The 26,679-nt window shown below is 73.9% G+C and carries 5 protein-coding genes; 4 read left to right on the top strand and 1 reads right to left on the bottom strand.

Annotated features, from left to right (window positions below; translation table 11 throughout):
- Positions 1 to 141 precede the first annotated feature (141 nt).
- From ACQEVC_RS32230 to ACQEVC_RS32215, 4 genes are read left to right on the top strand one after another with little or no spacing between them, the layout of a single operon-like run.
- Complete coding sequence (locus tag ACQEVC_RS32230; protein WP_432885146.1) at positions 142 to 5,538, top strand: amino acid adenylation domain-containing protein; 5,397 nt, start codon at positions 142 to 144, stop codon at positions 5,536 to 5,538.
- Positions 5,535 to 16,874: an amino acid adenylation domain-containing protein gene (locus ACQEVC_RS32225; RefSeq protein ID WP_432885144.1), complete on the top strand. Its 11,340-nt coding sequence runs from the start codon at positions 5,535 to 5,537 to the stop codon at positions 16,872 to 16,874. Before ACQEVC_RS32230 ends, ACQEVC_RS32225 begins: the two co-directional genes overlap by 4 nt.
- Positions 16,871 to 24,883, top strand: coding sequence for an amino acid adenylation domain-containing protein (locus ACQEVC_RS32220; RefSeq protein ID WP_432885141.1), 8,013 nt, complete (start codon positions 16,871 to 16,873; stop codon positions 24,881 to 24,883). The genes ACQEVC_RS32225 and ACQEVC_RS32220 overlap by 4 nt, the downstream gene beginning before the upstream one ends.
- The gene (locus ACQEVC_RS32215; protein WP_432885139.1) at positions 24,883 to 25,917 is read left to right on the top strand and encodes a TauD/TfdA family dioxygenase; all 1,035 of its coding nucleotides are present in this window, start codon (positions 24,883 to 24,885) and stop codon (positions 25,915 to 25,917) included. Before ACQEVC_RS32220 ends, ACQEVC_RS32215 begins: the two co-directional genes overlap by 1 nt.
- Here the strand turns inward: ACQEVC_RS32215 and ACQEVC_RS32210 are convergent.
- Positions 25,884 to 26,654, bottom strand: a complete 771-nt coding sequence (locus ACQEVC_RS32210) for a ceramidase domain-containing protein (protein WP_432885137.1) — start codon at positions 26,652 to 26,654, stop codon at positions 25,884 to 25,886. The genes ACQEVC_RS32215 and ACQEVC_RS32210 overlap by 34 nt on opposite strands.
- Positions 26,655 to 26,679 lie beyond the last annotated feature (25 nt).

Genomic DNA, 26,679 nt, shown 5'->3' with positions numbered 1-26,679 from the left:
TGACACCGCGCCGGATCCTACGTCGCGCACGGCGGTTACGGCGGGCCTCGCCGCGACGGCTTGTGGGACGTTTCCCGAACGCATATGCATAGCCGAACACGAGTGGTATCCCACGGTTCGCCCAATCACGGGGAAGGTTTCATGGCCGACGTATCCGTGCCTGCCTGGTCGCACCTCGTCGAAATCCTCGACCAGCGCGCGGCGGGCGCGCCGGACCAGGTGGCGTACCTCTTCCGGGACGAGGCCGGGCGGGACGACGCCAGCCTCAGCTACGGCCAACTGGCCGGTCGCGCCCGGGCGGTCGCCGCAGAACTCCTCCGGACGACGGCGCCGGGCGAGCGGGCGCTCCTGCTCTACCGGCCCGGACTGGACTTCCTCGTCGCGCTCTTCGGCTGCTTATACGCCGGCGTCGTCGCGGTCCCCGCGTACCCGCCACGGGGTCGGCGATCCCTACCCCGGCTGGCCGCGATCCTGGCCGACAGCCAAGCGGCGGTCGCGCTCACCGACTCGCCCACCCGGGTGCCGGCGGGCGAGTCGTGGCTCGGCGACGAGCTGCGCCGGCTGCGGTGGATCCACACGGCGGCGCTGCCCGAGGCGGACGAGCCCGGCCCGGCGGTGCCGATCGGCGCGGAGACCGTGGCCCTGCTGCAGTACACCTCGGGATCGACCGGACAGCCGCGCGGCGCGATACTGAGTCACCGGCAGATCCTGCACAATTCCCAGCACATCAGCCGGCTCTTCGGCACCACGGCACAGAGCCGGTCGACGGTCTGGCTGCCGCCCTTTCACGACATGGGGCTGATCGGCGGCGTGGTGCAACCGCTGTACGCCGGATTTCCCATGACGCTGATGTCGCCCACGACATTTCTCCAGTCGCCGTACCGGTGGTTGGAGACAATTGCCGAAACCGGATCGGACGTCAGCGGGGGGCCGAACTTCGCGTACGAGCTGTGCCTGCGCCGGATCAGCCAGGAGCAGCGTGCCGAGCTGGACCTGAGCGGCTGGCGGGTGGCCTTCAACGGTGCCGAGCCGATCCGCCCGGAGACGATCGACAGGTTCGCCGAGTACTTCGCGCCGTGCGGGTTCCGTCGGTCGGCGTTCCTGCCGTGCTACGGCCTGGCCGAGGCGACGCTGCTGGTCAGCGGAGGACCTGCGGTGGTCAGGACGTTCGACCGGGCGGAACTCGAACGCGGCCGGGTGGCGCCCGCGTCCGGACCGGCCGGTCAGGCACTCGTCGGCAGCGGCCGGGGCCTGCCGGACCAGGTGCTGCGCATCGTCGATCCGGACACCGGCGGGGCCAGCCCGGCCGGTGCGGTCGGCGAGGTGTGGGTCGCCGGGACCAGCGTCGCCCGGGGTTACTGGAACCGTCCGGAGGAATCCGCGGACACCTTCGGCGCCCGCGTGGCGGAGTCCGGTGACGGCCCGTTCCTGCGCACCGGCGACCTGGGCTTCCTGGACGACGGCGAGCTTTTCGTCACCGGTCGGATCAAGGACCTCATCGTCATCCGCGGCCGGAACCACCACCCGCACGACATCGAGCGGACGGTGGAGGGAGCGCATCCCGTGCTCCGTCCGGGGTGCGGTGCGGCCTTCCCGGTCGAGGCCGGTGGCGAGGAGCGGCTGGTGCTGGTCTACGAGGCCGTGCTCGGCGACGGGGTGGATCCGGAGCAGGTGGCCGGCGCGGTCCGCCGGGAGGTCGCCGCGGCCCACGGGCTGCACGCGCACGCGGTGGTGCTGATCCGCCCCGGCAGCGTGCCACGGACCAGCAGCGGGAAGATCCAGCGCCACCGCTGCCGCGCCGACTACCTGGCCGGGCGGCTCACCGTCGTGGGGCAGAGCACGGTGCAGCTCGTCGGGCAGGGGGCTACGCAGCAGGACGCGGCGGGCGAGCGGGTCGTGCCGCCCGAGCCGGCCCGGCTGCGGGCCGCCGCGCCGCCGGCCCGCCGCCGGCTCGTCGAGGCGTACCTGCGGGCGCAGGCGGCCGCGGTGCTGCGGGTCGACGGGAGCGAGGTGCCGCTGGACCGCCCGCTGAACGAGCTCGGCCTCGACTCGCTGGCCGCGACCATGCTCCAGCACCGCATCGAGGAGGACCTGCACACCCTGCTGCCGCTGGCCGACATCGTGGACGGCGCCAGCGTCGCCGCCCTCGCCGAGCGCCTGGTCGAGCCGTCGGGCATCCCCGGCGAGGCCGGCTCCGGCGGGACCAGCTCCGACGAGGCGGATCCTGGCGAGGCGGATCCTGGCGAGGCGGGTCCTGGCGAGGCCGTGCTCTCCGTCGGCCAGCGGTCGATGTGGTTCCTCCAGCGACTCGCGCCGGCCAGCGCCGCGTACACCATCTCCTGCGCCGTGCGGATCCCGGGCGACCTGGACCCGGCGGCCCTCCGGCACGCGTTCGCCGCCCTCGTCGACCGGCATGCGATCCTGCGCACCAGCTACCCGGCGCGCGGCGGGGAGCCGGTCGCGGTGGTTCGGGACCGCGTCGACGGCTGGTTCCGGGAGCACGACGCGACCGGCTGGGACGACGGGCGGCTGCACCGGGCCCTGGCCGACGAGGCGGACGAGCCCTTCGACCTCGAAAGCGGACCGGTGCTGCGGGTCGCCGTGTTCCGCCGGGGTCCGCGGGAGCACGTGTTGCTGCTGGCCGTGCACCACATCGCCGCCGACCTGTGGTCGCTGGAGATCCTGCTCGGTGAGCTGGGCACGCTGTACCAGGCTGGCGGCACCGGGCCGGCGGAACCGGCGCGGGTCCAGCACCAGGACTACGCCCGCTGGCAGCAACGCCTGCTCGCCGGCCCCGAGGGCGAGCGGCTGTGGACGTACTGGCGGGGACAGCTCGCCGGTGACCTGCCGGTGCTGCGGCTCCCGCTGGACCGGCCGCGACCTCCGGAGCGGACGTACGCCGGCGCGGTGCACCCGTTCCGGCTCGGGACGGAACTCACCGCCCGGCTGCGGGCGCTGGCGGCGGAGCGCGGCGTGACGCTGTTCACCGTCCTGCTCGCCGGCTACCAGGCGTTGCTGCACAGGTATACGGGGCAGGACGACATCGTCGTCGGCTCGTCGTTGACCGGGCGGGGGCGGGCGGCGTTCGGCGCGGTGGTGGGGTACCTGGTTAACATGGTGCCGCTGCGCGCGGACCTGTCGGGAGAGCCGACCTTCGCGCAGCTCCTGGGTGACGCGTGGCGCACCGTGCTGGGTGCGCTCGCACACCAGGACTGCCCGTTCCCCGAGATGGTCGCGCGGCTCGGCGTACGCCGGGACGCCTCGGTCTCGCCGGTCTTCCAGACCGCGTTCACCTTCCAGCAGGCCCGGCTGCACGGCAGTGGCGAACTCGCGGCCATGGCGCTGGCCGGGCCGGGGCTGCGCGGGCGGCTCGGCCCGCTGCCCGTCGAGTCCGTCGGCCTGCGGAGCAGGACCGCGCAGTTCGACCTGTCCCTGCACCTCGCGGAGGTGGACGGAGGGCTGGCCGGCTCCCTCACCTACCGCACCGCGCTGTTCGACGCGGAGACGATCGCCCGGATAGCCGGCCACCTGGAGGCCCTGCTCTCCGCCGCCGTCGAGGCGCCCGACCGGCGGGTGTCGGCACTGCCGCTCGCCCCTGCCGGCGATCGGCGGCCCGGGCCGCCGGGTCGACCGGACGGCGACCTGGTGCACCGGCTCTTCGAGGCGCAGGTGGCCCGCACGCCGGACCGGGTCGCCGTGGTCGACGGCGACCGCGAGGTCACGTACCGCGATCTCAACCAGGGCGCCAACCGGCTGGCCCGGCACCTGCGTTCCCGCGGGATCGGGGACGGGGCCGTCGTCGGCGTCCTCCTCGATCCCGGGGCGGAGCAGGTGCTGGCGGTGCTCGCCGTGCTCAAGACCGGCGCCGGTTACCTGCCCCTGGATCCCGGCCACCCGCCGCCGCACCGCGCCCACCTGCTCGGTGCCGCTGCGGCCGCCGCCGTCGTTACCCGGGGGCCGGCGCCGGACCTACCGTCCACCGTGGCCGTCGTCGACCTCGACGCCGACGGCCCGGCCATCGCCGGGGAGCCGGCCGACGACCTTGCCGGCCGTGCGTTTCCCGGCGGGCCGTCCGGCGTGGCCTGCGTCGGCTACACGTCCGGCTCGACCGGCCGGCCGAAGGGCGTCATGATGACCCACGCCGGGCTCGTCGCCCAGATGCGGGCGCTCTCCAGCCGGACGCGGGCGACCGCGGACGACCGGTACCTGCTGGTCGAGCCGCTCGCTGCGGCCTCCTCGGTACGGCAGCTCACCGTGCCGCTCTGTGCTGGCGGGGCGGTGGTGCCGGTGCCCCGACACCGCGTCACGGACGTGCCGGCGCTCTTCGAGTTGATCCGGCGGCACGGCGTGACGGTCGTCTCCGCCACCCCGTCGTTCTGGCGGCACAGCGCCGAGGCGCTGGACCGGCTGCCCGCACCGCGCCGCGACGCGCTCCTGGACAACCAGCTCCGCCTGCTGCTGTCCGCCAGCGAGACGCTGCACGCGGACCTGCCGCAGTGGTGGCTCGCCCGGCTGCGCCCCGGCGTTCGTATGGTCAACCTGTTCGGCCACACCGAGATCTCCGGTATCGCCACCAGCCACCAGGTCCCGCCGTCCGGGGAGTCGGAAACCCCTGGCGCCGCGGTGCCGGCCGGGACCCCGCTGCCCGGCATCGACGTGTACGTGCTGGACGACAGCATGTCCCCGGTGCCGCCCGGCGTGGCCGGCGAGGTGTACGTCGGTGGCCCGTCGCTGGCCCGCGGGTACCTCGACCGGCCCGACCTCACCGCCGAGCGGTTCCTGCCCGACCCCTTCGGCGAGCGCCCCGGGGGCCGGCTCTACCGCACCGGGGATCTCGCCCGGTACCTGCCCAGCGGCGACATCGCGCACCTGGGTCGCCGGGACGACCAGGTCAAGGTGCGGGGACACCGGATCGAACCGGCGGAGGTGGCGGCGGTCCTCGCCGGGCATCCCGCGGTACGGGACGCCGCCGTGCTGGCCGGCCCGGACGACACCGGGCAGACCCGGCTGGTGGCGTACGTGGTGGCCGAGCCGGCGCCGACAACCAGCGAGCTGCGCCGCCACGTGGCGGACCGGCTGCCCGAGTACATGGTGCCCGCGGTGGTGCTGGTCCTGCCCGTGCTGCCCCGGACGGTGTCCGGCAAGGTCGATCGCCGCGCGCTTCCGGCGCCGGAGCGGCAGCGGCCCGCGCTCGACGGTGAGTTCACCGCCGCGGTGTCACCGCTGGAGGAGACGCTCGCCGGCATCTGGGCGGAGGTCCTCGGCGTGGAGCGGGTGGGCGTGCACGACAACTTCTTCGACGCGGGGGGCAACTCGCTCTCGCTGGCCCGGGCCCATCAGCGCATGTGCGAGACCTTGGAGATCGAATTGGAGATCGTTAAGCTCTTCCAGTACCCGACCGTGCGGGCGCTCGCGGAGCATCTGAGCCAGTCCGACCCCCGGGTCTCCACCCATCTGCGGCGCAGCGGGGCCACCGCCGCGCACCGACGGGAGAGACTCGAGGACCTGCGGGCGCGGCGGCAGGGCGGTACGCGATGAGTTCCACCGACATTGCCATCGTTGGGATGGCGATCCGCTGCCCCGAGGCGAGCGACCTCGCGGAGTTCTGGGCCAACCTCGTACAGGGCCGGGAATGCCTGTCGGTCTTCCGCCCCGAGGAGTTGGAGCCGTACGACTTCCTGCCGGTGGACCCGGCCGACCCGAACTTCGTGCCGGTGGCCGGGGTGATGGCCGGCGCGGACCGGTTCGACGCCGAGTTCTTCGGCATCTCCCGCGCCGAGGCGGAGGACCTGGACCCCCAGCACCGGCTCTTCCTGGAGCTCGTCTGGCACGCGATGGAGGACGCCGGCCACGACCTGGGCGACCACGACGGCAACGTGTCGGTCTACGCCGGTTCCACCAGCAACACGTACCTGCTCTCGGTGCTGCCCCGGACCGGCTCCAGGCTGCGCAGCTACCAGGGGTTGGTCGCCAACGAGAAGGACTACCTGGCAACCCGGGTGTCGTACAAGTTGGGCCTGTCGGGCGAGAGCATGACCGTCCAGTCGGCGTGCTCCACGTCGCTGGTGGCCGTACACCTGGCGTGCCAGAGCCTGCTCACCGGGCAGTCCAGCGTGGCGGTCGCCGGCGCCGTCTCGGTGCAGGCGCGGCAGAAGACCGGGTACATCTACCACGAGGACGCCATCTTCTCCCCGGACGGGCACTGCCGGGCCTTCGACCGGGACGCCCGCGGCACGGTGTTCAGCAACGGCATGGGGGTGGTGGTGCTCCGGCCGCTCGACGACGCGGTGCGGGACGGCGACCGGATCTACGCGGTCATCAAGGGCTCGTTCGTGAACAACGACGCGAACGCGAAGGTGAGCTACACCGCGCCCAGCGTGGACGCCCAGGCCGCCGTGATCGCGGGTGCCCTGGACTTCGCCGGGGTGGACGCGGACACCGTGGACTACGTCGAGACGCACGGCACCGGCACCTCGCTCGGCGACCCCATCGAGGTCGAGGCGCTGACCCAGGCGTTCCGCCGGACCACCGCCCGCGAGCGGTTCTGCGCGATCGGCTCGCTGAAGACCAACATCGGTCACCTGAGCACCGCGGCCGGGGTGGCCGGCCTGATCAAGACCGCGCTGGCCGTGTACCACGGCGTCATCCCGGCCAGCCTGAACTTCCAGCATCCCAATCCGGCGATCGACTTCGAACACAGCCCGTTCTACGTCAACACGGAGCGGCGGGAGTGGCCGCGTACCGGCCGGCCCCGCCGGGCCGGGGTCAGCTCGTTCGGCATCGGTGGCACCAACGCCCACGTCGTGCTGGAGCAGGCACCGTCCCGGCCGGCCCGCCCGGCCGGCGGACGCACACGGCACCTGCTCACGCTCTCCGCCCGGACCGAGCCGGCGCTCCGCGAGCTGGCCGGACGGCACGCCGAGCGGCTGCGCCACGAGCCCGGCGTGGACCTGGCCGACTACTGCTTCACCGCGAACACCGGACGGCGGCACTTCACCCACCGCCTGGCACTGCCGGCCGCCTCGACGGCGCAGCTCCGTACGGCCCTGGAGCGGTACGGCCGGGACGACACCGACGGGCTGATCCTCGGCGCCGCAGGCCAGCCGCCGGCGGTCACGTTCCTGTTCACCGGCCAGACGGCCCAGTACTCCGGCATGGGCTGGGCGCTGTACCACGGCGAGCCGGCGTTCCGGGCCGCGCTCGACGAGTGCCGGGAGCCGCTCGCGTCCTACCTGGACGCCCCGGTCGAGCGGTACCTCGACCCGGACGGCGGGCTCTCCGCCGAGCTGGACCACACCCGGGTGGCCCAGCCGGTGCTGTTCAGTCTCGGATACGCCCTGGCCCGGCTCTGGCAGTCGTGGGGGGTGCGCCCGGCCGCGGTGCTCGGCCACAGCCTCGGCGAGTACGTCGCCGCGTGCGTGGCGGGCGTCTTCCCGGCGCAGGACGGCGTGCGGCTGGTCGCCGAGCGGGCCCGGCTGATGCAGCGGGTCGCCCCGGACGGCGCGATGGCCGCCGTCTTCGCGCCGGAGCAGGAGGTCCGGTCCGTGCTGGCGGCGGGCGGCCATCCGGTCGCGGTCGCCGCGGTCAACGGCCCGCGCCAGGTGGTCGTCTCCGGGGACCGGGAAGCGGTGCGCGAGCTGGCCGAGGCGCTGCGGGCCCGGGACACGGCGGTGCAGGAGCTGCCGGGGCACTGCCCGTTCCACTCCCCGCTGATCGAGCCGATGCGGGACGAGTACGCCGCCGTGCTGGCCCGCCAGCGCTTCGCCGAGCCGGCCACCGCGATGTACTCCGCGCTGACCGGGCGCCGGATCGGCCCGGGGGAGGTACCGGGCCCGGAGCATTGGCTGGCGCACCTCACCGAACCGGTTCGGTTCGCCGACGCGCTCGCCGCGATCCGGCCGCCGGCCCGGGTCTTCCTGGAGGTGGGGCCGCACCCGACGCTGACCGGGGTGGGCCGGCACATCGACCCGATCGGTGGGGGCGAGCCGGCGCTGTGGCTGCCGTCGCTGCGGCAGGGCGTCGACGACTGGGACGCGCTGCTCGACACGCTCGGCCGGCTGTACGCGCACGGGGTTCCGGTGGACTGGACCGGCTTCGACCGGCACGAGCGCCGGTTCCGGGTCACGGTGCCGGACTACCCGTTCCAACGGCAGCGGTACTGGATCGAGGACCACGCGCCCACCGACGCCGGGTCGGGTGAGCCCGGCGAGGCGCGGACCGCTTCGACGTCCACCGGGCTGACCGCCTCGACGCCCGGCGAGGCGCGGACCGCTTCGACGTCCGGCGAGGCGCGGACCGCTTCGACGTCCGGCGGGCTGACCGCTTCGACGCCCGCCGCGCTGACCGCTTCGACGCCCGCCGGGCGGCACGAGCGCATCGTCGCACACCTGCGCGCGGCCGTGGCCCGGCTGCTGCGCGCCCGCCCCGAGCAGGTGGACCCGGCGATCCCGATTCTCCAGGCCGGTGTCGACTCGATCGCCATGATCGAACTGGCCCAACTCGTCGGCGACGAGTACGGGATCACCGTCGGGATGCGCCAGATCATCTCGGAGCTGAACACCCTCGACGCGCTCGCCGCGCACATCGACGCGCTGCTGCCGGCCGACCGCCGTCAGGCGGCGGAACCAGGTCCGGGGGAGCCGGACACGCCTCCGGTCGCGGCCGGAGGCGCCGCCCCGACGGCGGCGGGCGCGCCGCACCGGGACCCGGCGGTGCCGCAGACCCTGCAGCTCCCGGACGGCGGGACGGCGGCAAAGCTGATGGAGCGGCAGCTCGAGGTGCTTGCCGACGTCATAGCGCAGCAGTTGCGGGTGCTGGCCGGCGGCGACACCCTTCCGACGGAGCCGGAGGGCGCGGCGCCCACGCCGGTGGACCGGGCGGCCGACGGCGGGTCGCCCGAGGCGGTCGCGGAGGCGGGGCCTGCGGAGCCGGTGGAGGCGGGTGACCTCGGGCCGTACCGCCCGTTCACGGTGCGAGGTGCCGACGCGGACGACCCGGCGCGGCGCGCGGCGCTCGCCCCGTTCCTGCAGAGCTACGCCGCCCGCACCGCCGGCTCGAAGCGGCTGGCCGCCACCTACCGGCCGGTGCTCGCGGACAACGCGAACCGTGCCCTGTCGGACTTCCGGATGGCGACGAAGGAGATCGTGTATCCGATCGCGCTGCACCGGTCGGCCGGCAGCCGGGTCTGGGACGTCGACGGGAACGAGTACGTCGACCTGCTGTTGGGCATGGGCACCAATCTCTTCGGGCACTCCCCGGCGTTCGTCACCGAGGCGATTCACCAGCAGCTCCGGCTCGGTGTGCACCTCGGCGCCCAGTCGGACCTGGCCGGGCGGGTCGCGGAGCTGACCTGCGAGCTGACCGGGGCGGAGCGGGTCGTCTTCTGCAACACCGGCACCGAGGCGGTGATGACCGCGCTGCGGCTGGCCCGGGCCCACACCGGCCGGGGCACCGTGGTCCAGTTCACCGGCGCGTACCACGGCGGCTTCGACGGGACGCTGGTACGCCCGCGCCGGCTCGCCGGCGGCCGGCCCGCCCCGCTCGCACCCGGCGTACTGCCGCACGTGGTGGACGACGTGGTGGTGCTCGACTACGACCGGCCCGAGTCGCTCGAATACCTGGCAGCCAATGGGGCGGACGTGGCGGCCGTGCTGGTCGAACCGGTGCAGAGCCGGCGGCCGGACGTCCAACCGGGCGAGTTCCTGCGCCGGTTGCGGGAGCTCACCGAGCGGCTGGGCGCGGCGCTGATCTTCGACGAGATCGTCACGGGGTTCCGGTGCGCGCCCGGCGGTGCGCAGGAGTGGTTCGGCGTCCGCGCCGACCTCTGCGCGTACGGGAAGGTGCTCGGCGGCGGGATGCCGATCGGGGCGGTGGCCGGGCGGGCGGCATACCTGGACGCCGTGGACGGGGGCCGGTGGAGCTACGGCGACGACTCGTACCCGAGGGCGCGCACCACCTTCTTCGCCGGCACGTTCTGCAAGCATCCGTTGGCCATGGCGGCCGCGCTGGCGACGCTGACCGAACTCCAGCGCCAGGGTCCGGAGCTGCAACGCGATCTCAACGAGCGGACCGCGGGGCTGGTCGAGCGGCTCGGCGACCTCTTCGCGGCCGACGGGGTGCCGGTGTCGGTGCTGCGGTTCGGGTCGCAGTTCCGGTTCGCCTCCGGCGCCGACCTTCAACTCTTCTTCCAGCACCTCGTCCACAACGGCGTGCACGCCAGGGAGGGCGGCAACTGCTTCCTGTCCACCGCACACACCGACGCCGACGTCGACGCGGTGGTCGCCGCAGTCGCGGCGAGCCTCCGCCAGGGCCGGCAGAGTGGACTGCTGTTTCCGGCCGCCCGGTCCGGGCCCGCCCGGGAACCGGTGACCCCGGCGGCCGACGAACCGGTGCCGGACCGGATCCCGCTCACCGAGGCGCAGCGGCAACTGTGGACACTCGCCGGCCTGGACACCGACGCCTCGGTCGCCTACAACCAGACTGCGGTCCTGCGCGTCGAGGGCGTCCTGCGCCTCGACGCGCTGCGGACGGCGCTCGCCGAGGTACTGCGCCGGCACGAGTCGCTCCGCACCGTGTTCGACCCGGCGGGCGAACACCAGTGGGTCCGGCCGGCGTCCGAGGTGGACGTCGAGGTGGCAGTGCGGGACGTCCCGCCGGACGCGTCGCCGACCGAGGTGGTGACCGCGGCGGGGCGTCTCCCGTTCGACCTCGTCCGTGGGCCGCTGCTCCGGGTGACCGTGCTGCGCGAGCGGGAGTCCCGGCACACCCTGCTGGTCTGCGCGCACCACATCGTCGCCGACGGCTGGTCGATGGGCGTGCTGATGCGGGAACTGGGCGAGGCGTACAACGCCGCGTGCCGGGACGTGCCGGTGGTACTGCCGCCGCCGACGCAGTTCCGCGCGTACCGGGACTGGTTGGAGCGGGGGGCCGGTCCAGGGCTGGGCGCCGCCGAGCGGTACTGGCTGGACCGGATGGCGGGCGACCTGCCCGTCCTGGAGCTGCCGACCGATCACCCCCGGCCGGCGATCCGCGGCTACCGGGGGGCACGCCTCGCCCGCGCCCTGGCGCCGGAGCTGGCTGGGGCGTTGCGCGAGGTGGCCGCCGCCCACCGGGCGACCCCGACCATGCTGTTGCTGACCGGGTACGTGCTGCTGCTGCACCGGATCACCGGGGCGCGAGAGCTGGTCGTGGGCCTGCCCGTGGCAGGGCGCGTAGACGGGCGCTGGGGGCGGATGATCGGCATGTCCGCCAACCTGGTGCCCATCCGGGTCCGGATCGCGCCGGCGGCGCCGCTCGGTGACTGCATCGCGCAGGTCCGCGACGCCGTGCTCGATGCCGGCGAGCACCAGGACTACCCGTTCCCGGCCCTGGTGCGGCGGCTCGGGCTGCGGCTGGACCCGGCCCGCACGCCACTGGTCGGCACGATGTTCAACCTGGACCGCCCGGTCGAACCGCCGGCGCTCACCGGCCTGCGGGTCGAACAGGTCACGTTTCCCACCAGCTACGTCCAGTTCGACCTCGCGCTGAACGTGGTCGAGACCCCGGACACGTTCCGCCTGGAGCTCGACTACGCCACCGGGCTCTTCGACCCGGCAACCCCGGTCCGCTGGCTCGACCTGCTCGGCGACCTGCTCGGCAGGCTGCCGGGCAGCGCGGACCGGTCGGTACGGGAGCTGACCGCACCCCCGCCCGGCGAACTCGCCGCCATCTTCGCCCTCGGGACCGGCCCGGTGGTGGCCGGTGACGGCCGCTGCCTGCCGGAACTGTTCGACGCGCAGGCCGCGCGGACGCCCGACCGGGTCTGCGTGTACGACGGTGCCGAGCGGCTGACCTACCGGGAACTGCGCGAGCGGGCCGACGCGTTGGCGGCGCACCTGCACGGGCACGGCGTGCCCGAGGACGGGGTGGTGGCTGTCCTGCTGCCACGGTCGGCGGCGGCGTACGTGGCGATCCTCGGTGCGTGGAAGGCCGGCGCCGGGTACCTGCCGCTCGATCCGGACCATCCGGACGGGCGACGGGCGGACGTGCTGGCGGACGCGAAGCCGGCGGCGGTGGTCACACTGGACCGGCTCGCCCCGCTCCTGCCTGCCGGCGCCGGACCGGTGGTGCGGCTGGACACCGACTGGCCGGAGATCGCTTCGGCGGGCGGCACCGCTGCTTCCCGTCCGTCCGGGCCAGCCGGGCCGGAGAGCGTCGCCTGGGTCATCTACACCTCCGGCTCCACCGGCCCGGCGAAGGGGGTGGTGAGCACGCACCGGGCGGTGGTGAACCGCCTGCGGTGGGGTTGGCGCAGCCACCCGTTCGGTCCGGAGGACGTCTGCTGTCACAAGACGGCGCTCGGTTTCGTGGATTCGGTCGCCGAGATGTTCTTGCCGCTGCTGAGCGGGATCCCCACGGTGGTGCTCTCGGCGGAGGCGACGCGGGACTCCGGCACGCTGGTACGGGAGTTGGCCGACCGGAACGTGACCCGGATCGTGCTGGTCCCGTCCCTGCTTCGGGTCGTACTCGACGCGCTGTCCGCCGAGGGCCGGTCGCTGCCACGGCTACGGCACTGGGTGGTCAGCGGCGAGCCGCTGCCGGGCGGCCTGCTGGACCGGTTCCACCAGGTACTGCCCGGCGCCAGCCTGTTCAACCTGTACGGCGCCACCGAGGTGATGGGCGACGTGACCGCCGCCGCCTGCCCGCCGGGCGCGGGCGGCGGACCGGTCCCGATCGGGCGCCCGCTCGACAACACCCGGCTGTACGTGCTCGACGAGGAGGCGCGACCCGTTCCGATCGCGGTCACCGGGGAGCTGTACGTCGGCGGGGCGGCCCTGGCCCGGGGCTACCTCGGCCGGCCGGAGCTGACCGCCGAGCGGTTCGTGCCGGACCCGTTCGGTCCGGACGCGGGTGGCCGGCTGTACCGCACCGGGGACCGGGCGCGACTGCTGTCGGACGGCACGCTCGTGCTTGTCGGCCGCGCCGACCGGCAGCTCAAGGTCCGCGGCGTGCGCGTCGAGCCGGCCGAGGTCGAGGCCGCGTTGGAGCGGCATCCGGACGTGTCGCAGTCAGCGGTGGTGGCGGTGACCGGCCCGGACGGCGATCCGGTCCTGACCGGGTACCTGACGGAGCGGCCCGACCACCCGGGCCGGCTTGCGGGTGACGGCGTCGAGCGGCTCCGGTCGTTCCTGCGGGCGCGGCTACCCGAGCAGCTCGTCCCCACCCACCTGGTCGTGCTCGCCGACCTGCCCCGCACGCCGACCGGCAAGGTGGACCGGGCCGCGCTGACCGCCCGCGCGGCCGCCGCCCGGCCGGCGCCGGCCGGGGTGCCTCCGCGTACCCCGACCGAACATGCCCTGCACGACATCGTCACCTCCCTGCTGGGCGTGGACCGGCTCGGCGTGACTGACGACCTGCTGGACGCCGGCGGCACCTCGCTGACCGTTATGCGGCTGGTCGTACGGCTGCGCGCCACGTTCGGTGCCGACCTGGCGGCCGGTGACCTGCTGGCCGCGCCGACGATCGCCGGTATCGCCCGGTTGGTCGACGGGCCGGACCGGTCGGACCGCCCCGCCCCGGACCCGGCCGTGCCGCGCCGTGCCGGCCAGGGCCCGGCGCCGCTGTCGTTCGCGCAGCAGCGGCTGTGGTTCCTGCACCAGTACGAGCCGGAGAGCCCGGCACTGAACCTGCCGTTCGCCGTCCGGCTCAGGGGGCCGTTGCGGGTCGTCGCGCTGCGGGAGGCGCTGGCCGACACGGTCCGGCGGCACGCCGCGCTGCGGACCGTCCTGCCGGTGGTGGACGGCCAGCCGATGCAGGTGGTGGTGGAGACCGAGCCACCCTGCCCGACCGTCGACCTGTCGCACATCGCGCCCGGGGACCGGTGGGCCGAGGCGCTGCGACTGGCCCGGGAGGAGGCGTGCCGGCCGTTCGACCTCGCGGCGGGGCCGCTGCTGCGCGCCGCTGTGGTCCGGATCGGTCCGACCGACCACCTGTTCCTGCTCACGATGCACCACGTAATCGCCGACGGTTGGTCACTCGGCCTGCTGGTGGAGGAGGTCGTCGCCGGTTACCGACAGCGCGTGGACGGCGGGTCGAAGGGTGCGCCGCCGGAGCTGTCGATCCAGTACGCGGACTTCGCCGCCTGGCAGCGTGAGCGCGTCGACGAGCACGACGCCGACCTGGAGTACTGGCGCACGGAGCTGACCGGCGCCCCTGCCGTACTGGAACTGCCGACGGATCGCCCGCGCTCGGATCGGCGCACCTCGGCCGGCGCCACCCACCGGTTCCGGTTGGAGCGGGGTTTGGTGGAGGGGTTGGTGGGGGTGGGGCGGGGTGTGGGTGCGACGTTGTTCATGACGTTGTTGGCGGGGTTCGTGGTGGTGTTGTCGCGGTATTCGGGGCAGCGTGAGGTGTGTGTGGGTACGCCGGTGGCGAATCGGTCGCGGGCGGAGTTGGAGGGTTTGATCGGGTTTTTTGTTAATACGTTGGTGTTGCGGGTTGGTGTGTCGGGTGGGGTGTCGTTTCGGGGGTTGGTGGGTCGGGTTCGGGATGTGGTGGTGGGTGGGTTGGAGCATGGGGGGTTGCCGTTCGAGCGGTTGGTGGAGGAGTTGCGGCCGGTGCGGCGGTTGAGTCATGCGCCGTTGTTCCAGGTGATGTTCATCCTGCAGAACGCACCGCGCCCGGCGATGAGCCTGCCGGGTGTACACGCCGAGTCGGTACCGGTGGACAACGGCACCGCCAAGTACGACCTGACCCTGGAGCTGGAACCCGCCGACGGCGGGCTGACCGGGATCGTCGAGTACAGCTCCGACCTGTTCGACGCGGCCCGGATCGAGCGGATGGTGGGGCACCTGTGCTCCCTGCTCGCGTCGGCCGCCGCCGAGCCGGACCGCCCGGTTGGTTCGCTACCCCTGCTGACGGACGGCGAGCGGCGCCAGATCCTGCACGACTGGAACGACACCGCGTCCAGCGTGCCGGTGGACCGTTGCGTGCACGAGCTGGTGGCGGCGCAGGCGGCGACCACGCCGGACCGGATCGCCGTGCGGTGCGGCGACCGTGAGCTGACCTACGCCGAGCTGAACGAGGCGGCGAACCGGCTCGCCCGGGTGCTGATCGACCGCGGGGTCGGGCCCGAGGTGCTGGTCGGCCTGCTCGCCGATCGGGACGTGGACTATCTCGTCACCCTGTTGGCGATCTTCAAGGCCGGCGGGGTCTACGCCCCGCTGCACCCGGCCGAGCCGGCCGCCCGTCTCGGCGCGATGGTGGCGCACTCCGGCTGCGGAGTCGTGCTCGCCGCCGACGCGTACGCGGACCTGGCCGGCGCGGTGTGCGGCGGGCTGCCCGAGGAGAACCGGCCCGAGCTGTGTCGCCTCTCCGCGCTGCGGGCCGCCGCCGCGGACCGGGACGGCGGCGACCCGGACCGGCGGGCAGTACCCGGCAATCTCGCCTACCTGCTCTACACCTCCGGCTCGACCGGAACCCCGAAGGGGGTGATGGTGGAGCACGCGGGGCTGGTCAACCACCTGACTGCCAAGATCCGGGATCTGGGCATCACCGAGGCGGACGTGGTGGCGCAGAACGGTCCCCAGTCGTTCGACGTCTCGGTGTGGCAGTTCCTCGCCGCGCTGACCCGGGGTGGTTGTACGGAGATCATTCCCGACGAGATCGCCCACGACGCGGCTGCGCTGCTCACCGAGACCGAGCACCGGGGGGTGTCCGTCCTCCAGGTGGTCCCGTCCGTGCTGCGCCAGATGGTGCACGAGGCGGACACGCTCGGCGCGCAGCGCCCGCGGCTCGGCGGGCTGCGCTGGGTGGTGCCCACCGGCGACGCGCTGATGGCGGAGCTGTGCCGCCGCTGGTTCGCCGTCTACCCGGACGTCCCGATGCTCAACACGTACGGGTCGACCGAGTGCTCGGACGACCAGTGCCACCTGCCCCTGCGCGAATCGCCGCCCGCGGACGACGCGGCGCCGATCGTGCCGATCGGTCGTCCGATCGGCAACATGCGGGCGTACGTCCTCGACGAGCGGTTCCAGCCGTGCCCGGTCGGCGTACCCGGCGAGGTCTACGTCGGGGGAGTGGGTGTGGGCCGGGGTTACCTGTCCGACCCGGCGCGCACCGCGGGGACGTTCCTGCCCGACCCGTACTCGAAGGTGCCCGGCGCGCGGCTCTACCGCACCCGGGACGTCGGCCAGTTCCGCCCCGACGGCGCGATCGAGTTCCTGGGACGCAACGACCACCTCGTCAAGGTGCGCGGCTTCCGGATCGAGCCGGGCGAGATCGAGGCGGCGCTCGCCGAACACCCCGCCGTGCGGGACACGGTCGTGGTCGCGCACGACGACGGTGCCGGGCACAAGCGGCTGGTGGCGTACGTGGTCGCCGATCCCGGGCCGGTCTCCGGGGACGAACTGCGCGCCTTCCTTCGCGACCGGCTCCCGGAGTACATGGTGCCGGGCGTGTTCGTCCCGCTCGGGTCGCTGCCGCTCAACGTGAACGGGAAGGTGGATCGCAAGGCACTGCCGGCGCCCGACCTCACCACCGGATCCCGCACCTTCGTCGCACCCAGGACTCCGGTCGAGCACCAGGTCGCCCAGGTATGGGCGGAGGTGCTACGCCGGGACCGGATCAGTGTCGAGGAGAGCTTCTTCGACCTCGGCGGGCACTCCCTGCTGGCGAGCCAGGTCGTGGCCCGGCTGCGTCGGAGCCTCGACGTCGACCTGCCGCTTCGGGTGCTGTTCGAGGCGGACACCGTCGCGAGCCTCGCCGCCGAGGTGGAGCGCCGGCTGTCCGGTGTGGACCGGGACGAGGATCTCAGCGCCCTCGTCGAGGCCGTCGAGCGGATGACCGACGAAGAGGTCGAACTGCTGTTGAACGCCCAGAACCCGGAGGCACCGTGACCGAGTGGACCAGCCGGATCGCCGCGTTGCCGCCGGACCGCCGAGCCCTGCTGGATCGGTTGCGCGAGCAGCGGCGGGCGGACCGGGACAGCATCGTGCCCCGGGCCCGGCACGACGAGGCGCCGCTGTCCTTCGCCCAGCAGCGGATGTGGTTCCTGCACCAGTACGAGCCGGAGAGCCCCGCGTACACCATCTACGAGGTGGTCCGTACCCGAGGCGTCCTGGACGTGGCGGCGCTGCGGCGCGCGGTCGCCGAGGTGTGCCGGCGCCACGAGGTGCTCCGGTCGACGTACCCGATCCGATCCGGCCAGGTCCGACAGGAGTTCACCGGCGGCGTCGCGGTCCTGGAGGTGCGTGACCTGACCGGGGTACCGGAGCCGGAGCGCGAGGCGGCGGCGCTCGACCACGCCGTCGCCGAGGCGCGGCGGCCGTTCGACCTCGCGGCCGGGCCGCTGCTGCGGGCCGCGCTGCTGCGGTTGCGCGCGGACGAGCACCTGCTGGTCCTGACCATGCACCACATCGTCTCCGACGGGTGGTCGACCGGGGTCCTGGTCGGCGAACTGACCACCCTCTACGCGGCCTTCGCGGCCGGACGCCCGAGCCCGCTGCCGGAGCTGCCGATCCAGTACGCGGACTTCGCCGCCTGGCAGCGCGACCGGCTCCGCGGCCGGGTGCTCGACCGTGAGCTGGCGTACTGGCGGGAGGTGATGGCCGGCGCCCCGGCCGCGCTGGAACTGCCCACCGACCGTCCCCGTCCGCCCCGGCAGAGCTGTCGCGGCGGATACCACCGGTTCCGGTTGGAGCGGGGTTTGGTGGAGGGGTTGGTGGGGGTGGGGCGGGGTGTGGGTGCGACGTTGTTCATGACGTTGTTGGCGGGGTTCGTGGTGGTGTTGTCGCGGTATTCGGGGCAGCGTGAGGTGTGTGTGGGTACGCCGGTGGCGAATCGGTCGCGGGCGGAGTTGGAGGGTTTGATCGGGTTTTTTGTTAATACGTTGGTGTTGCGGGTTGGTGTGTCGGGTGGGGTGTCGTTTCGGGGGTTGGTGGGTCGGGTTCGGGATGTGGTGGTGGGTGGGTTGGAGCATGGGGGGTTGCCGTTCGAGCGGTTGGTGGAGGAGTTGCGGCCGGTGCGGCGGTTGAGTCATGCGCCGTTGTTCCAGGTGATGTTCGTCCTGCAGAACGCACCACAGCCGCCGCTCTCGACGGCCCGGCTCGCCGTCGAACGTGTCCCGCTGCACAACGGCACCACCAAGCTCGACCTGACACTGGTGCTGACCGAGGACGCCGACGGGGTGGCCGCCGCGGTCGAATACGACAGCGACATCTTCGACCCGGCCACGGTGGCCCGGTTCGCCGACCACTACCGGAACCTGCTGGCCGCCGCGCTGACCGACCCGGACCGTCCACTGTGGCGGGCCAGCCTGCTCGGCCGGGCGGAGCACGAGCAACTCGTCGCCGGCTGGAACGGCACCGGAGCGGACATCGACACCGACCGGACCGTGGTCGACCTGTTCGATTGCCAGGTCGCCCGGGCTCCGGACGCGGTGGCGGTCCGGCACGGCGAGGTCCGGCTGACCTATCGGGAGCTGGACGAGCGGGCCAATCAGGTGGCGCACCGCCTACGGCTGCTCGGGGTCGGCCCGGACCGGGTCGTCGGGGTGTGCCTGGAGCGCTCGGTCGAGCTGGTGGTGGCCCTGCTGGCCGTACTCAAAGCCGGTGGCGCGTACGCGCCCCTGGACCCGGGCCATCCGGCCCGGCGGCTCTCCTTCCTGGTGCGTGACTGTGACGCCACCGCCGTGCTCACCCACGCGGCCGGGCCGCCGGCCGGCCTGGAAGGGGTGCCCCGGGTCGCGGTGGAACCGTTTCCGGCCGGCTCGGCCGGGGTACCGGACGGCCCGCCGCCGGGTCGTCCGGGCGGGCTCAACCTCGCCTACGTGATCCACACCTCCGGCTCGACGGGTATGCCGAAGGCGGTCATGAGCACCCATCAGGGCCTGCTCAACCGGCTGCTGTGGATGCAGGAGACCTACCGGCTCACGCCCGACGACCGGGTGCTGCAGAAGACACCGTTCGGGTTCGACGTGTCGGTGTGGGAGTTCTTCTGGCCGCTGCTGGCCGGCGCCCAGATCGTGGTTGCCGATCCCGGTGCGCACCGGGACCCGGCGGCCCTGGCCGACCTGATCACCACCGCCGGCGTCACCACCGTGCACTTCGTCCCGTCGATGCTGCGCCCGTTCCTTGACCAGCTCGGCCTCGACGAGCCGGGCACCGGGCGGTGCCGGAGCCTGCGCCACGTGATCTGTAGCGGGGAGGCGCTCCCCGTCGAGCTCGCCCGCCGCTGCGCCGCGACGATCGATGCGGGGCTGCACAACCTCTACGGCCCGACCGAGGCCTCCATCGACGTCACTGCCTGGGCGTACGGTGCCGGCGACGGGTCGACGGGCCCGACCGTCCCGATCGGACACCCCATCGCCAACACCTCGGTCCACGTGCTCGACGAGAGGCTCCACCCGGTTCCCGTCGGTGTCGCCGGTGAGCTGTACCTGGGCGGGCTCGGGCTGGCCCGCGGCTACCTCGGCCGGGCGGACCTCACCGCCGAGCGGTTCGTGCCGGACCCCTTCGCGGTACGGCAGGGTGCCCGGCTGTACCGGACCGGCGACCGCGCCCGCCGCCGCCCGGACGGGGCGATCGAGTACCTCGGCCGGCTGGACCGCCAGGTCAAGGTGCGCGGCCAACGGATCGAGCCGGGCGAGATCGAGGCCGTGCTGCGCGAGCACCCGGAGGTCGCGGACGCGTCCGTGCTGGCGCGGGTGTCACCGGCCGGCCCGGCCCAGCTCGTCGGCTACCTGGTGGCGGCGCCCGGTGCCGCGCCCGCCGTCCCGGCCCTGCTCGACTTCCTGCGTGAGCGCCTGCCCGCGCACCTGATCCCGTCGCCGCTGATGCTGCTGGACGCGTTGCCGGTGACCGCGAACGGCAAGCTGGACCGGGCCGCCCTGCCGGCGCCGGGCGACACCCGCCCGGACGTGGGCACCTTCGTGCCGCCCGCGACGCCGGGTGAGGAGATTCTCGCCGGCGTCCTGGCGGCCGTGCTCGGGCTGGACCGAGTGGGCGTACAGGACAACTTCTTCGCCCTCGGCGGCGACTCGATCCGCGCCATCGAGGTGCTCGCGCTGGCCCGGGAACGCGGCGTGCCACTGTCCCTGCGGGACCTGTTCAGCAACCCGACCGTGCGGGAGCTGGCCCGGACGCCTGGCGGGCGGCAGGACGACCCGGCCGGGTCCCCGGGGCCGGTCGACGCGCCGTTCGCGCTGATCCCGGAGGAGGAGCGCGAGCGGCTGCCGCCCGACGCGGAAGACGCGTACCCGCTGACGGCCCTCCAGGCCGGGATGATCTTCGACAACGAGTACCGGGACGACTTCTCGATCTACCACGACGTGTTCAGCTTCCACCTGCGCGGGCGATTCGACCCGGACGCGTTCGGCAGTGCCGTGATCCAGCTCGCCGACCGGCACCCGGTGCTGCGTACCTCCATCGACCTGCACTCGTTCCGGGAGCCGCGCCAGGTCGTGCACCGCGGCGGCCGGGTGCCGGTCGCCGTGACCGACCTCCGGGACGCCGCGCCGCAGGCGCAGGAGGCGGCGATCACCGACTGGCTGGAGCAGGAGAAGGAGCGCGGGTTCTCCTGGAGCGCCCCGTCCCTGGTCCGTCTGCACGTGCACCTGCGCGGCCCGGACACCTTCCAGGCCACGTTCAGCTGCTCCAACGTGATGCTCGACGGCTGGAGCATGGCGTCGATGCTCACCGAGCTGTTCACCAGCTACGCGGCGCTGCTGCGCGGCGGAGCGGCGCCGGCGTCACCGGTGCCGGCCAGCACCTTCCGCCGGTACGTCGGCCTCGAACTCGCGGCCGTGGAGTCGGCCGCGCACCGCGACTACTGGGCGGCCACGCTGGGTGGGGCGAGTGGCGCGGCGCTGCCCCGCTGGCCCGAGCCCGCACCCGAGCCCGAGCCCGCATCCGCACCCGAGCCCGGTGCCGCCCGCGCGCCGGCCCGCCGTCGGCGGCACGCCGAGCCGGTGTCGATCCCGCCGGAGGTGGGCGACGGGCTGCACCGTCTCGCCCGCCGGGCCGCCGTGCCGGTCAAGAGCGTCCTGTTCGCGGCGCACCTGCGGGTGATGAGCCTGCGGGCCGGCGAGCCCGCGACTCTCACCGGTCTGGTCACCAACGGCCGCCCGGAGGAGCGGGACGGGGAACGTGCTCTGGGGCTGTACCTCAACGTCGTGCCGGTCCCCGTCACGGTTCCGGCCGGGTCGTGGACAGAACTGGTCCGGCACGCGTTCGAGGTGGAACGGGAGATGTTGCCCCACCGGCGGTACCCGGCGGCCCGGATGGCCGGGCCCGGTGGCCAGCCGCCCCGGCTGCGTACCGCGTTCAACTTCGTCCAGTTCCACGTCTACCGGCTGCTCGAGGGGGTGACCGAGCTGGCGTTGCTGGACGCCAGGACCTTCGACGACACGAACTTCCCGCTGTGGACGGAGTTCGGCGTCGATCCGGCCACCTCCCGGATCTCCGCCGAGCTGTCCTACGACGCCGCGGAGCTGCCGCCGGCCCAGGTCCGGGCCGTCGCCGGGGAGTACGCGGCCGTGCTGGCGGCGATGGCCCGCGAGCCGGACCAGCGCTGCGACCGGTTGCGGAGCATCGATCCGGCCGGCTACGAGGCCGTGGTCACGGGATGGAACGGCACGGGACAGCCGGTGCCGGTGGACCGGAGTCTGCCGGAACTCTTCGCCGCCCAGGTTGCCCGGACGCCGGCGGCCACCGCGTACCTCTGCGCGGGCGAGCGGATCAGCTATGCCGAGTTGGACCGCCGCGCCAACCGGCTGGCGCACCGCCTGCGCGCCCTCGGTGCCGGACCGGAGCAGGTCGTCGCGGTCTGCCTCGACCGGTCCCCGCACGCCGCCGTGGCACTGCTCGCGGTGCTGAAGGCGGGCGGCGTGTACGCGCCGCTGGATCCCGCGCAGCCGCCGGACCGGATGGCGACGCTGCTCGCCGCCACCGGGGCGGCGGTACTGGTCACGCGGTCCGGGCTGGCCCGGGTGACGCCCCCGCCCGGCGTTGCCGTACTGGCGGTGGACCGCGCCGATCCGCCCGGTACGCCGGACACCGATCCCGGCGTCGCCGTGCACCCGGACGCGCTCGCCTACCTGCTGCACACGTCCGGCTCCACCGGCCGCCCCAAGGCGGTGGCCGTCGCGCACCGGCAGGTGCTGAACCGGCTGGCCTGGATGTGGCACGAGTACCCGTTCGGGGCAGGTGAGGTCGGCTGCCAGAAGACCAGTCTCGGCTTCGTGGACTCGCTGTGGGAGCTGCTCGGGCCGTTGCTGCGCGGCGTACCGACGGTGATCATTCCGGACGAGGAGGTCCGCGACCCGGCACGGCTGGTCCGGGCGCTGGCCGAGCACGGGGTGACCCGGATCTGGCTGGTGCCCACGCTGTTGCGGGTGCTGCTGGAGCACCAGGCCGACCTCGCCGCGGCTCTTCCCCGGTTGGTGTACTGGGTGACCAGCGGGGAGGCGCTCACGCCGGAGCTGCTGCGGCTGTTCCGGCGGCGCCTGCCGGGGCGCCGGCTGCTCAACATCTACGGCACCTCCGAGGTCTGGGACGTCACCTGCCACGAGCCGGGCGACCGGCCCGTGCCCGCCGTCGGCGTCCCCATCGGACGTCCGATCTGGAACATGCGCGCCCACGTCCTCGACACCCGGGGCGAACCGGTGCCGGTCGGGGTGCCGGGGGAGCTCTACGTGGGCGGCGTGGGGTTGGCGCGCGGCTACCACGACGATCCCGAGCTGACCGCGCAGGCGTTCGTCCCGGACCCGTTCGGGCCCGTCCCGGGGGGCCGGCTCTACCGCACCGGCGACCGCGCCTGCCACCTGCCCGGCGGGGACATCCTCTACCTCGACCGGCGCGACCGGCAGCTCAAGGTGCGTGGTGTCCGGGTCGAGCCGGCCGAGGTGGAGGCGGTGCTGCGGAGCCATCCGGCGGTACGCGAGGCGGTCGTGCTCGGCGTACCCGGTGCCGACGGCGCCCGCATCCTGGTGGCCTACCTGGCGGCGGGTGACCCGGAGCCGTCAACGGCCGAACTGCGGCGGTTCGCCCGGGACCGGTTGCCCCCGCACCTGCTGCCGGCGCGCCTCGCGGTCCTGCCGGCCTTCCCGGTGACCACCAGCGGCAAGGTCGACCGGGTCGCGCTCGCCGCGCTGCCGCCGCCCGCCGAGGACGGCGGGCAGCCGTCCACCCCACCCCGTGGTGTCGTCGAGGAGACACTGTGCGACGTGTGGTCCGAGGTGCTGGGCCGGGACCGGATCGGGGTGGACGAGGACTTCCTGGACGCCGGTGGCGACTCGCTGGCCGCGATGCGGGTGGTGGCCGAGTTGCGCCGGCACGGCTGGTCGGTGCCGGTCCGCACCATCTTCGAGGCGTCCACGGTCGCCGAGCTGGCCCGGCGGCTGCCGGAGCGGGCCGTCGGGGTGCACCCGGTGCGGGCACCCGTACCGCGACTGTCCCGGGCACCGGGTGACAGGGTGCCGATGTCGTTTGCCCAGCGCCGGCTCTGGCTGGTGCACCAGATGGGCCACGGGGGCGTGCAGTGGAACGTCTTCGTCGCCGCGCGCCTGCACGGCCCGCTCGACGTCGAGGTCCTGCGAGGCGTCCTGCGGGAGATCGTCCGGCGGCACGAGGTGCTGCGTACCACGTTCCCCGACCCGGCGACCTGGACCGGCGAGCCGGCGCAGTGCGTGCGGCCCGACCTGCCGCCCGAGTTCCGCCTGGCCGACCTCGGGCAGGTGCCGGAGCCGGACCGGGAGGAGAGGCTGCGGGAGGTCGCGACCACCGAGATCCGGCGCCCGTTCGACCTCGCCCAGGGGCCGCTGCTGCGCGCCCTGGTGGTGCGGGTCAGCCCCGACGAGCACGTCGCCGTGCTGGTCGCGCACCACATCGCCTGCGACGGCTGGTCCATGGAGCTGCTGTTGGCCGAGATCAGCGCCCTGTACCCGGCCGTGGCCGCCGGCGGGCCCGCGCCGCTTCCGGCGCTGCCCGTCCAGTACCCGGACTACGCCCTGTGGCAGCGGGAACGGCTGCGGGGCGCGCGGCTGGCCGCCCTGCTCGACCGATGGCGCGATCGCCTGCGGGACGCGCCGGACCTACTGGACCTGCCCGGCGGTACGGGCTCCGGCGGCGACGGCCGGACCGACACGAGGGTGCTGCCGCCGGCGCTGGGGGACGCGGTGCGGGACCTGGCCGCCCGGGCGGGCGCCACCCTGTTCATGGCGCTGCTGGCCGCCTACGCGCTGGTGCTGCGGCGGCTCACGGGCCGCGACGACATGGTGATCGGTACCGACGTCGCCGGGCGGGACCAGCCGGAGCTGGCCGGGCTGATCGGCTTCTTCGTCAACCAGCTGCCGCTGCGCGTGCAGTTGTCCGGCGTGGAGACCTTCGCCGCCCTGCTGGCCAGGGTCCGGGACCGGACGCTGTCGGACTACGCACACGACGAGGTGCCGTTCGACCGGCTGGTCGAGGAGCTCAAACCGCTCCGTCGGCCGGGCCGGTCGCCGCTGTTCCAGGTGAAGCTGGTGCTCCAGAACGTGCCCGAGCACCAGCTCCGGCTGCCCGGCGTGCGGCTGGTGGACTACCCGCTGGACCGGGGGACCGCCCAGGTCGACCTGAACCTGCGCGCCGCCCGGACCACGCGCGGTGTCGTCCTCTCCGCCGAGTACGACACCGCGCGGGTCGCGCCGTCGACCGTGCGGCTGCTCCTGGCGCAGCTCGAAGCCGTACTCGAGCGGGTGGTCGCCGAGCCCACAGCCCGGCTGGACGACCTGGACGCCGTACTGGAGGAGCGGGAACGGGAGCACGGCGACCGGGAGGCTGCCGCGCTCGCCGCGGCCGCCCGGGACGGCCTGCGCGCTGCGCGGCGTCGCCCGCTGCGCAGGGTGCCCGACGCCGAGAGGAGACAGTGATGACGATGGACGCGCGACGATTCGTGTCGGGCCGGCGGCGGCCGGTCCCGAGCGGCGCCGGAGCCCTGGTGGAGATGGTCCCGCCGGCCGACCGGGGACTGCCCCTGATGGTGACCGCGACTGTGGCCGGAGTCGACCTGCGGGGCTGGGCCGCCGACCACCGCACCGATCTGGAGCAGCGGCTGCATCGGCACGGGGCGGTCCTGTTCCGGGGCTTCGGGCCGCCGTCGGTGCCGGACTTCGAGGCGTTCTTCGCCTCGCTCTACCCCGACCTGGTCGCCGAGCACGAACGCTCCTCGCCGCGCAGCCACGTGGCCGGCAACGTGTTCACCTCGACCGACCACCCCGCTGACCAACGGATCTTCGTGCACAACGAGATGTCGTACTCCAGCACCTGGCCGGCCCGGCTGGCGTTCCACTGCGTGGTGGCGCCGGAGACGGGCGGCCAGACGCCGCTCGCCGACGTCCGGGAGGTGTACCGGCTGATCGATCCGGCGATCCGCGACCGGCTGGTGCGGCGGGGCGTCTGCTATGTGCGCAACTACGGCGACCGGTTCGGGCTGCCCTGGCAGACCTCCTTCCAGACCGACGACCGCGCCCGCCTGGAGGAGTACGCCCGGCAGGCGGGGCTCACGGTCGTGTGGCGCCCCGATGGTGGCCTCCGTACCCGCCGAATCGGCCCGGTCACCGCCCGACACCCGGTCACCGGGGACGTGGTGTGGTTCAACCACGCCACGTTCTTCCACGTGTCCACTCTGGAGCCGACGATCCGGGACGGGCTGCTGGCCGAGCTGCCGGAGGAGGACCTGCCGGCCAACAGCTACTACGCCGACGGCGCCCCGATCGAACCGGAGGTGCTCGACCACCTGCGCGCGGCCTACGAGCGGGCCACGGTGAGCTTCCCCTGGCGGGCCGGGGACATCCTGCTGGTGGACAACATGCTCGCCGCGCACGGCCGGGCGCCGTTCACCGGCGCCCGGAAGGTCGTCGTCGCGATGGCTCAGCCGGTTGCCGAGGCGGAGACGCGGGTCTGACCGCCCGGATCCTGCGCCGCGCCGGAGTCCCGTACCTGGCGGGCGCGGCGCAGCAGCGCCACCGTGATCAGTAGCAGGGTGACCGCGGTGAACACGTGCCACAGGAAGTGCGTGCCGGCGCCGGGTATCCGGTCGCAGACGTGGGCGCCGTGCTCCCAGGCGCGCTCGTGCTCGACCTGGTCGATCGTGCGGGAGGTGATGGCGATCGTGAGCGTTCCGGTGGCCAGCCACATCAGCCGGGCGGACGCCCGGCGGGCCGGGTCGCGGGAGACGCCGACCGCGATCGCGAACCCGAGCAGGGTCACGAACGCGGGCAGGTAGCCGCCCACGGTGGCGGTCTCGCCCGCGGTCGTCTCGACCGCCCAGAGCAGCGCGCTCGCCGCGCCGGTGTAGGCCGGCGCGGCCAACCACGCGTACCGCCAGCGCACCCCCCACATCCAGTGCGCGAGACAGACCACGTAGGTGTGGATGAAGACGATGATGGACCAGTTGTCGACCTCGGCGCCCCACTCGGTGGCGGTCGTGTGCAGCGCGCCGCTGCCGAGACCGATGAGTGCCATCTCGACGGCGAGCACCACCACACTGGCCGGGACCCGCTCGCCGCGGGCGCGTCCCCGCGCCAGCAGCAGCCACACCGCCGCCGAGGCGACGAGGAACGCGATGTTGCTGACCGCGTTGAACGGCTCGCCCCAGAAGCCGGGCCCGGTCCGCTCGCAGTACCAGTCGACATAGTCCACGGGATCCCCCTGGGATGGCGATACG

Source organism: Plantactinospora sp. CA-294935, assembly GCF_050936445.1.
Lineage (GTDB): Bacteria > Actinomycetota > Actinomycetes > Mycobacteriales > Micromonosporaceae > Plantactinospora.
This window is presented reverse-complemented; position numbering and strand designations above follow the sequence as displayed.

Bases quoted from the DNA above. Each gene is read 5' to 3' on its own strand.
- ACQEVC_RS32215 (WP_432885139.1), top strand. From the start codon at position 24,883: ATGACGATGGACGCGCGACGATTCGTGTCGGGCCGGCGGCGGCCGGTC.
- ACQEVC_RS32225 (WP_432885144.1), top strand. From the start codon at position 5,535: ATGAGTTCCACCGACATTGCCATCGTTGGGATGGCGATCCGCTGCCCC.
- ACQEVC_RS32230 (WP_432885146.1), top strand. From the start codon at position 142: ATGGCCGACGTATCCGTGCCTGCCTGGTCGCACCTCGTCGAAATCCTC.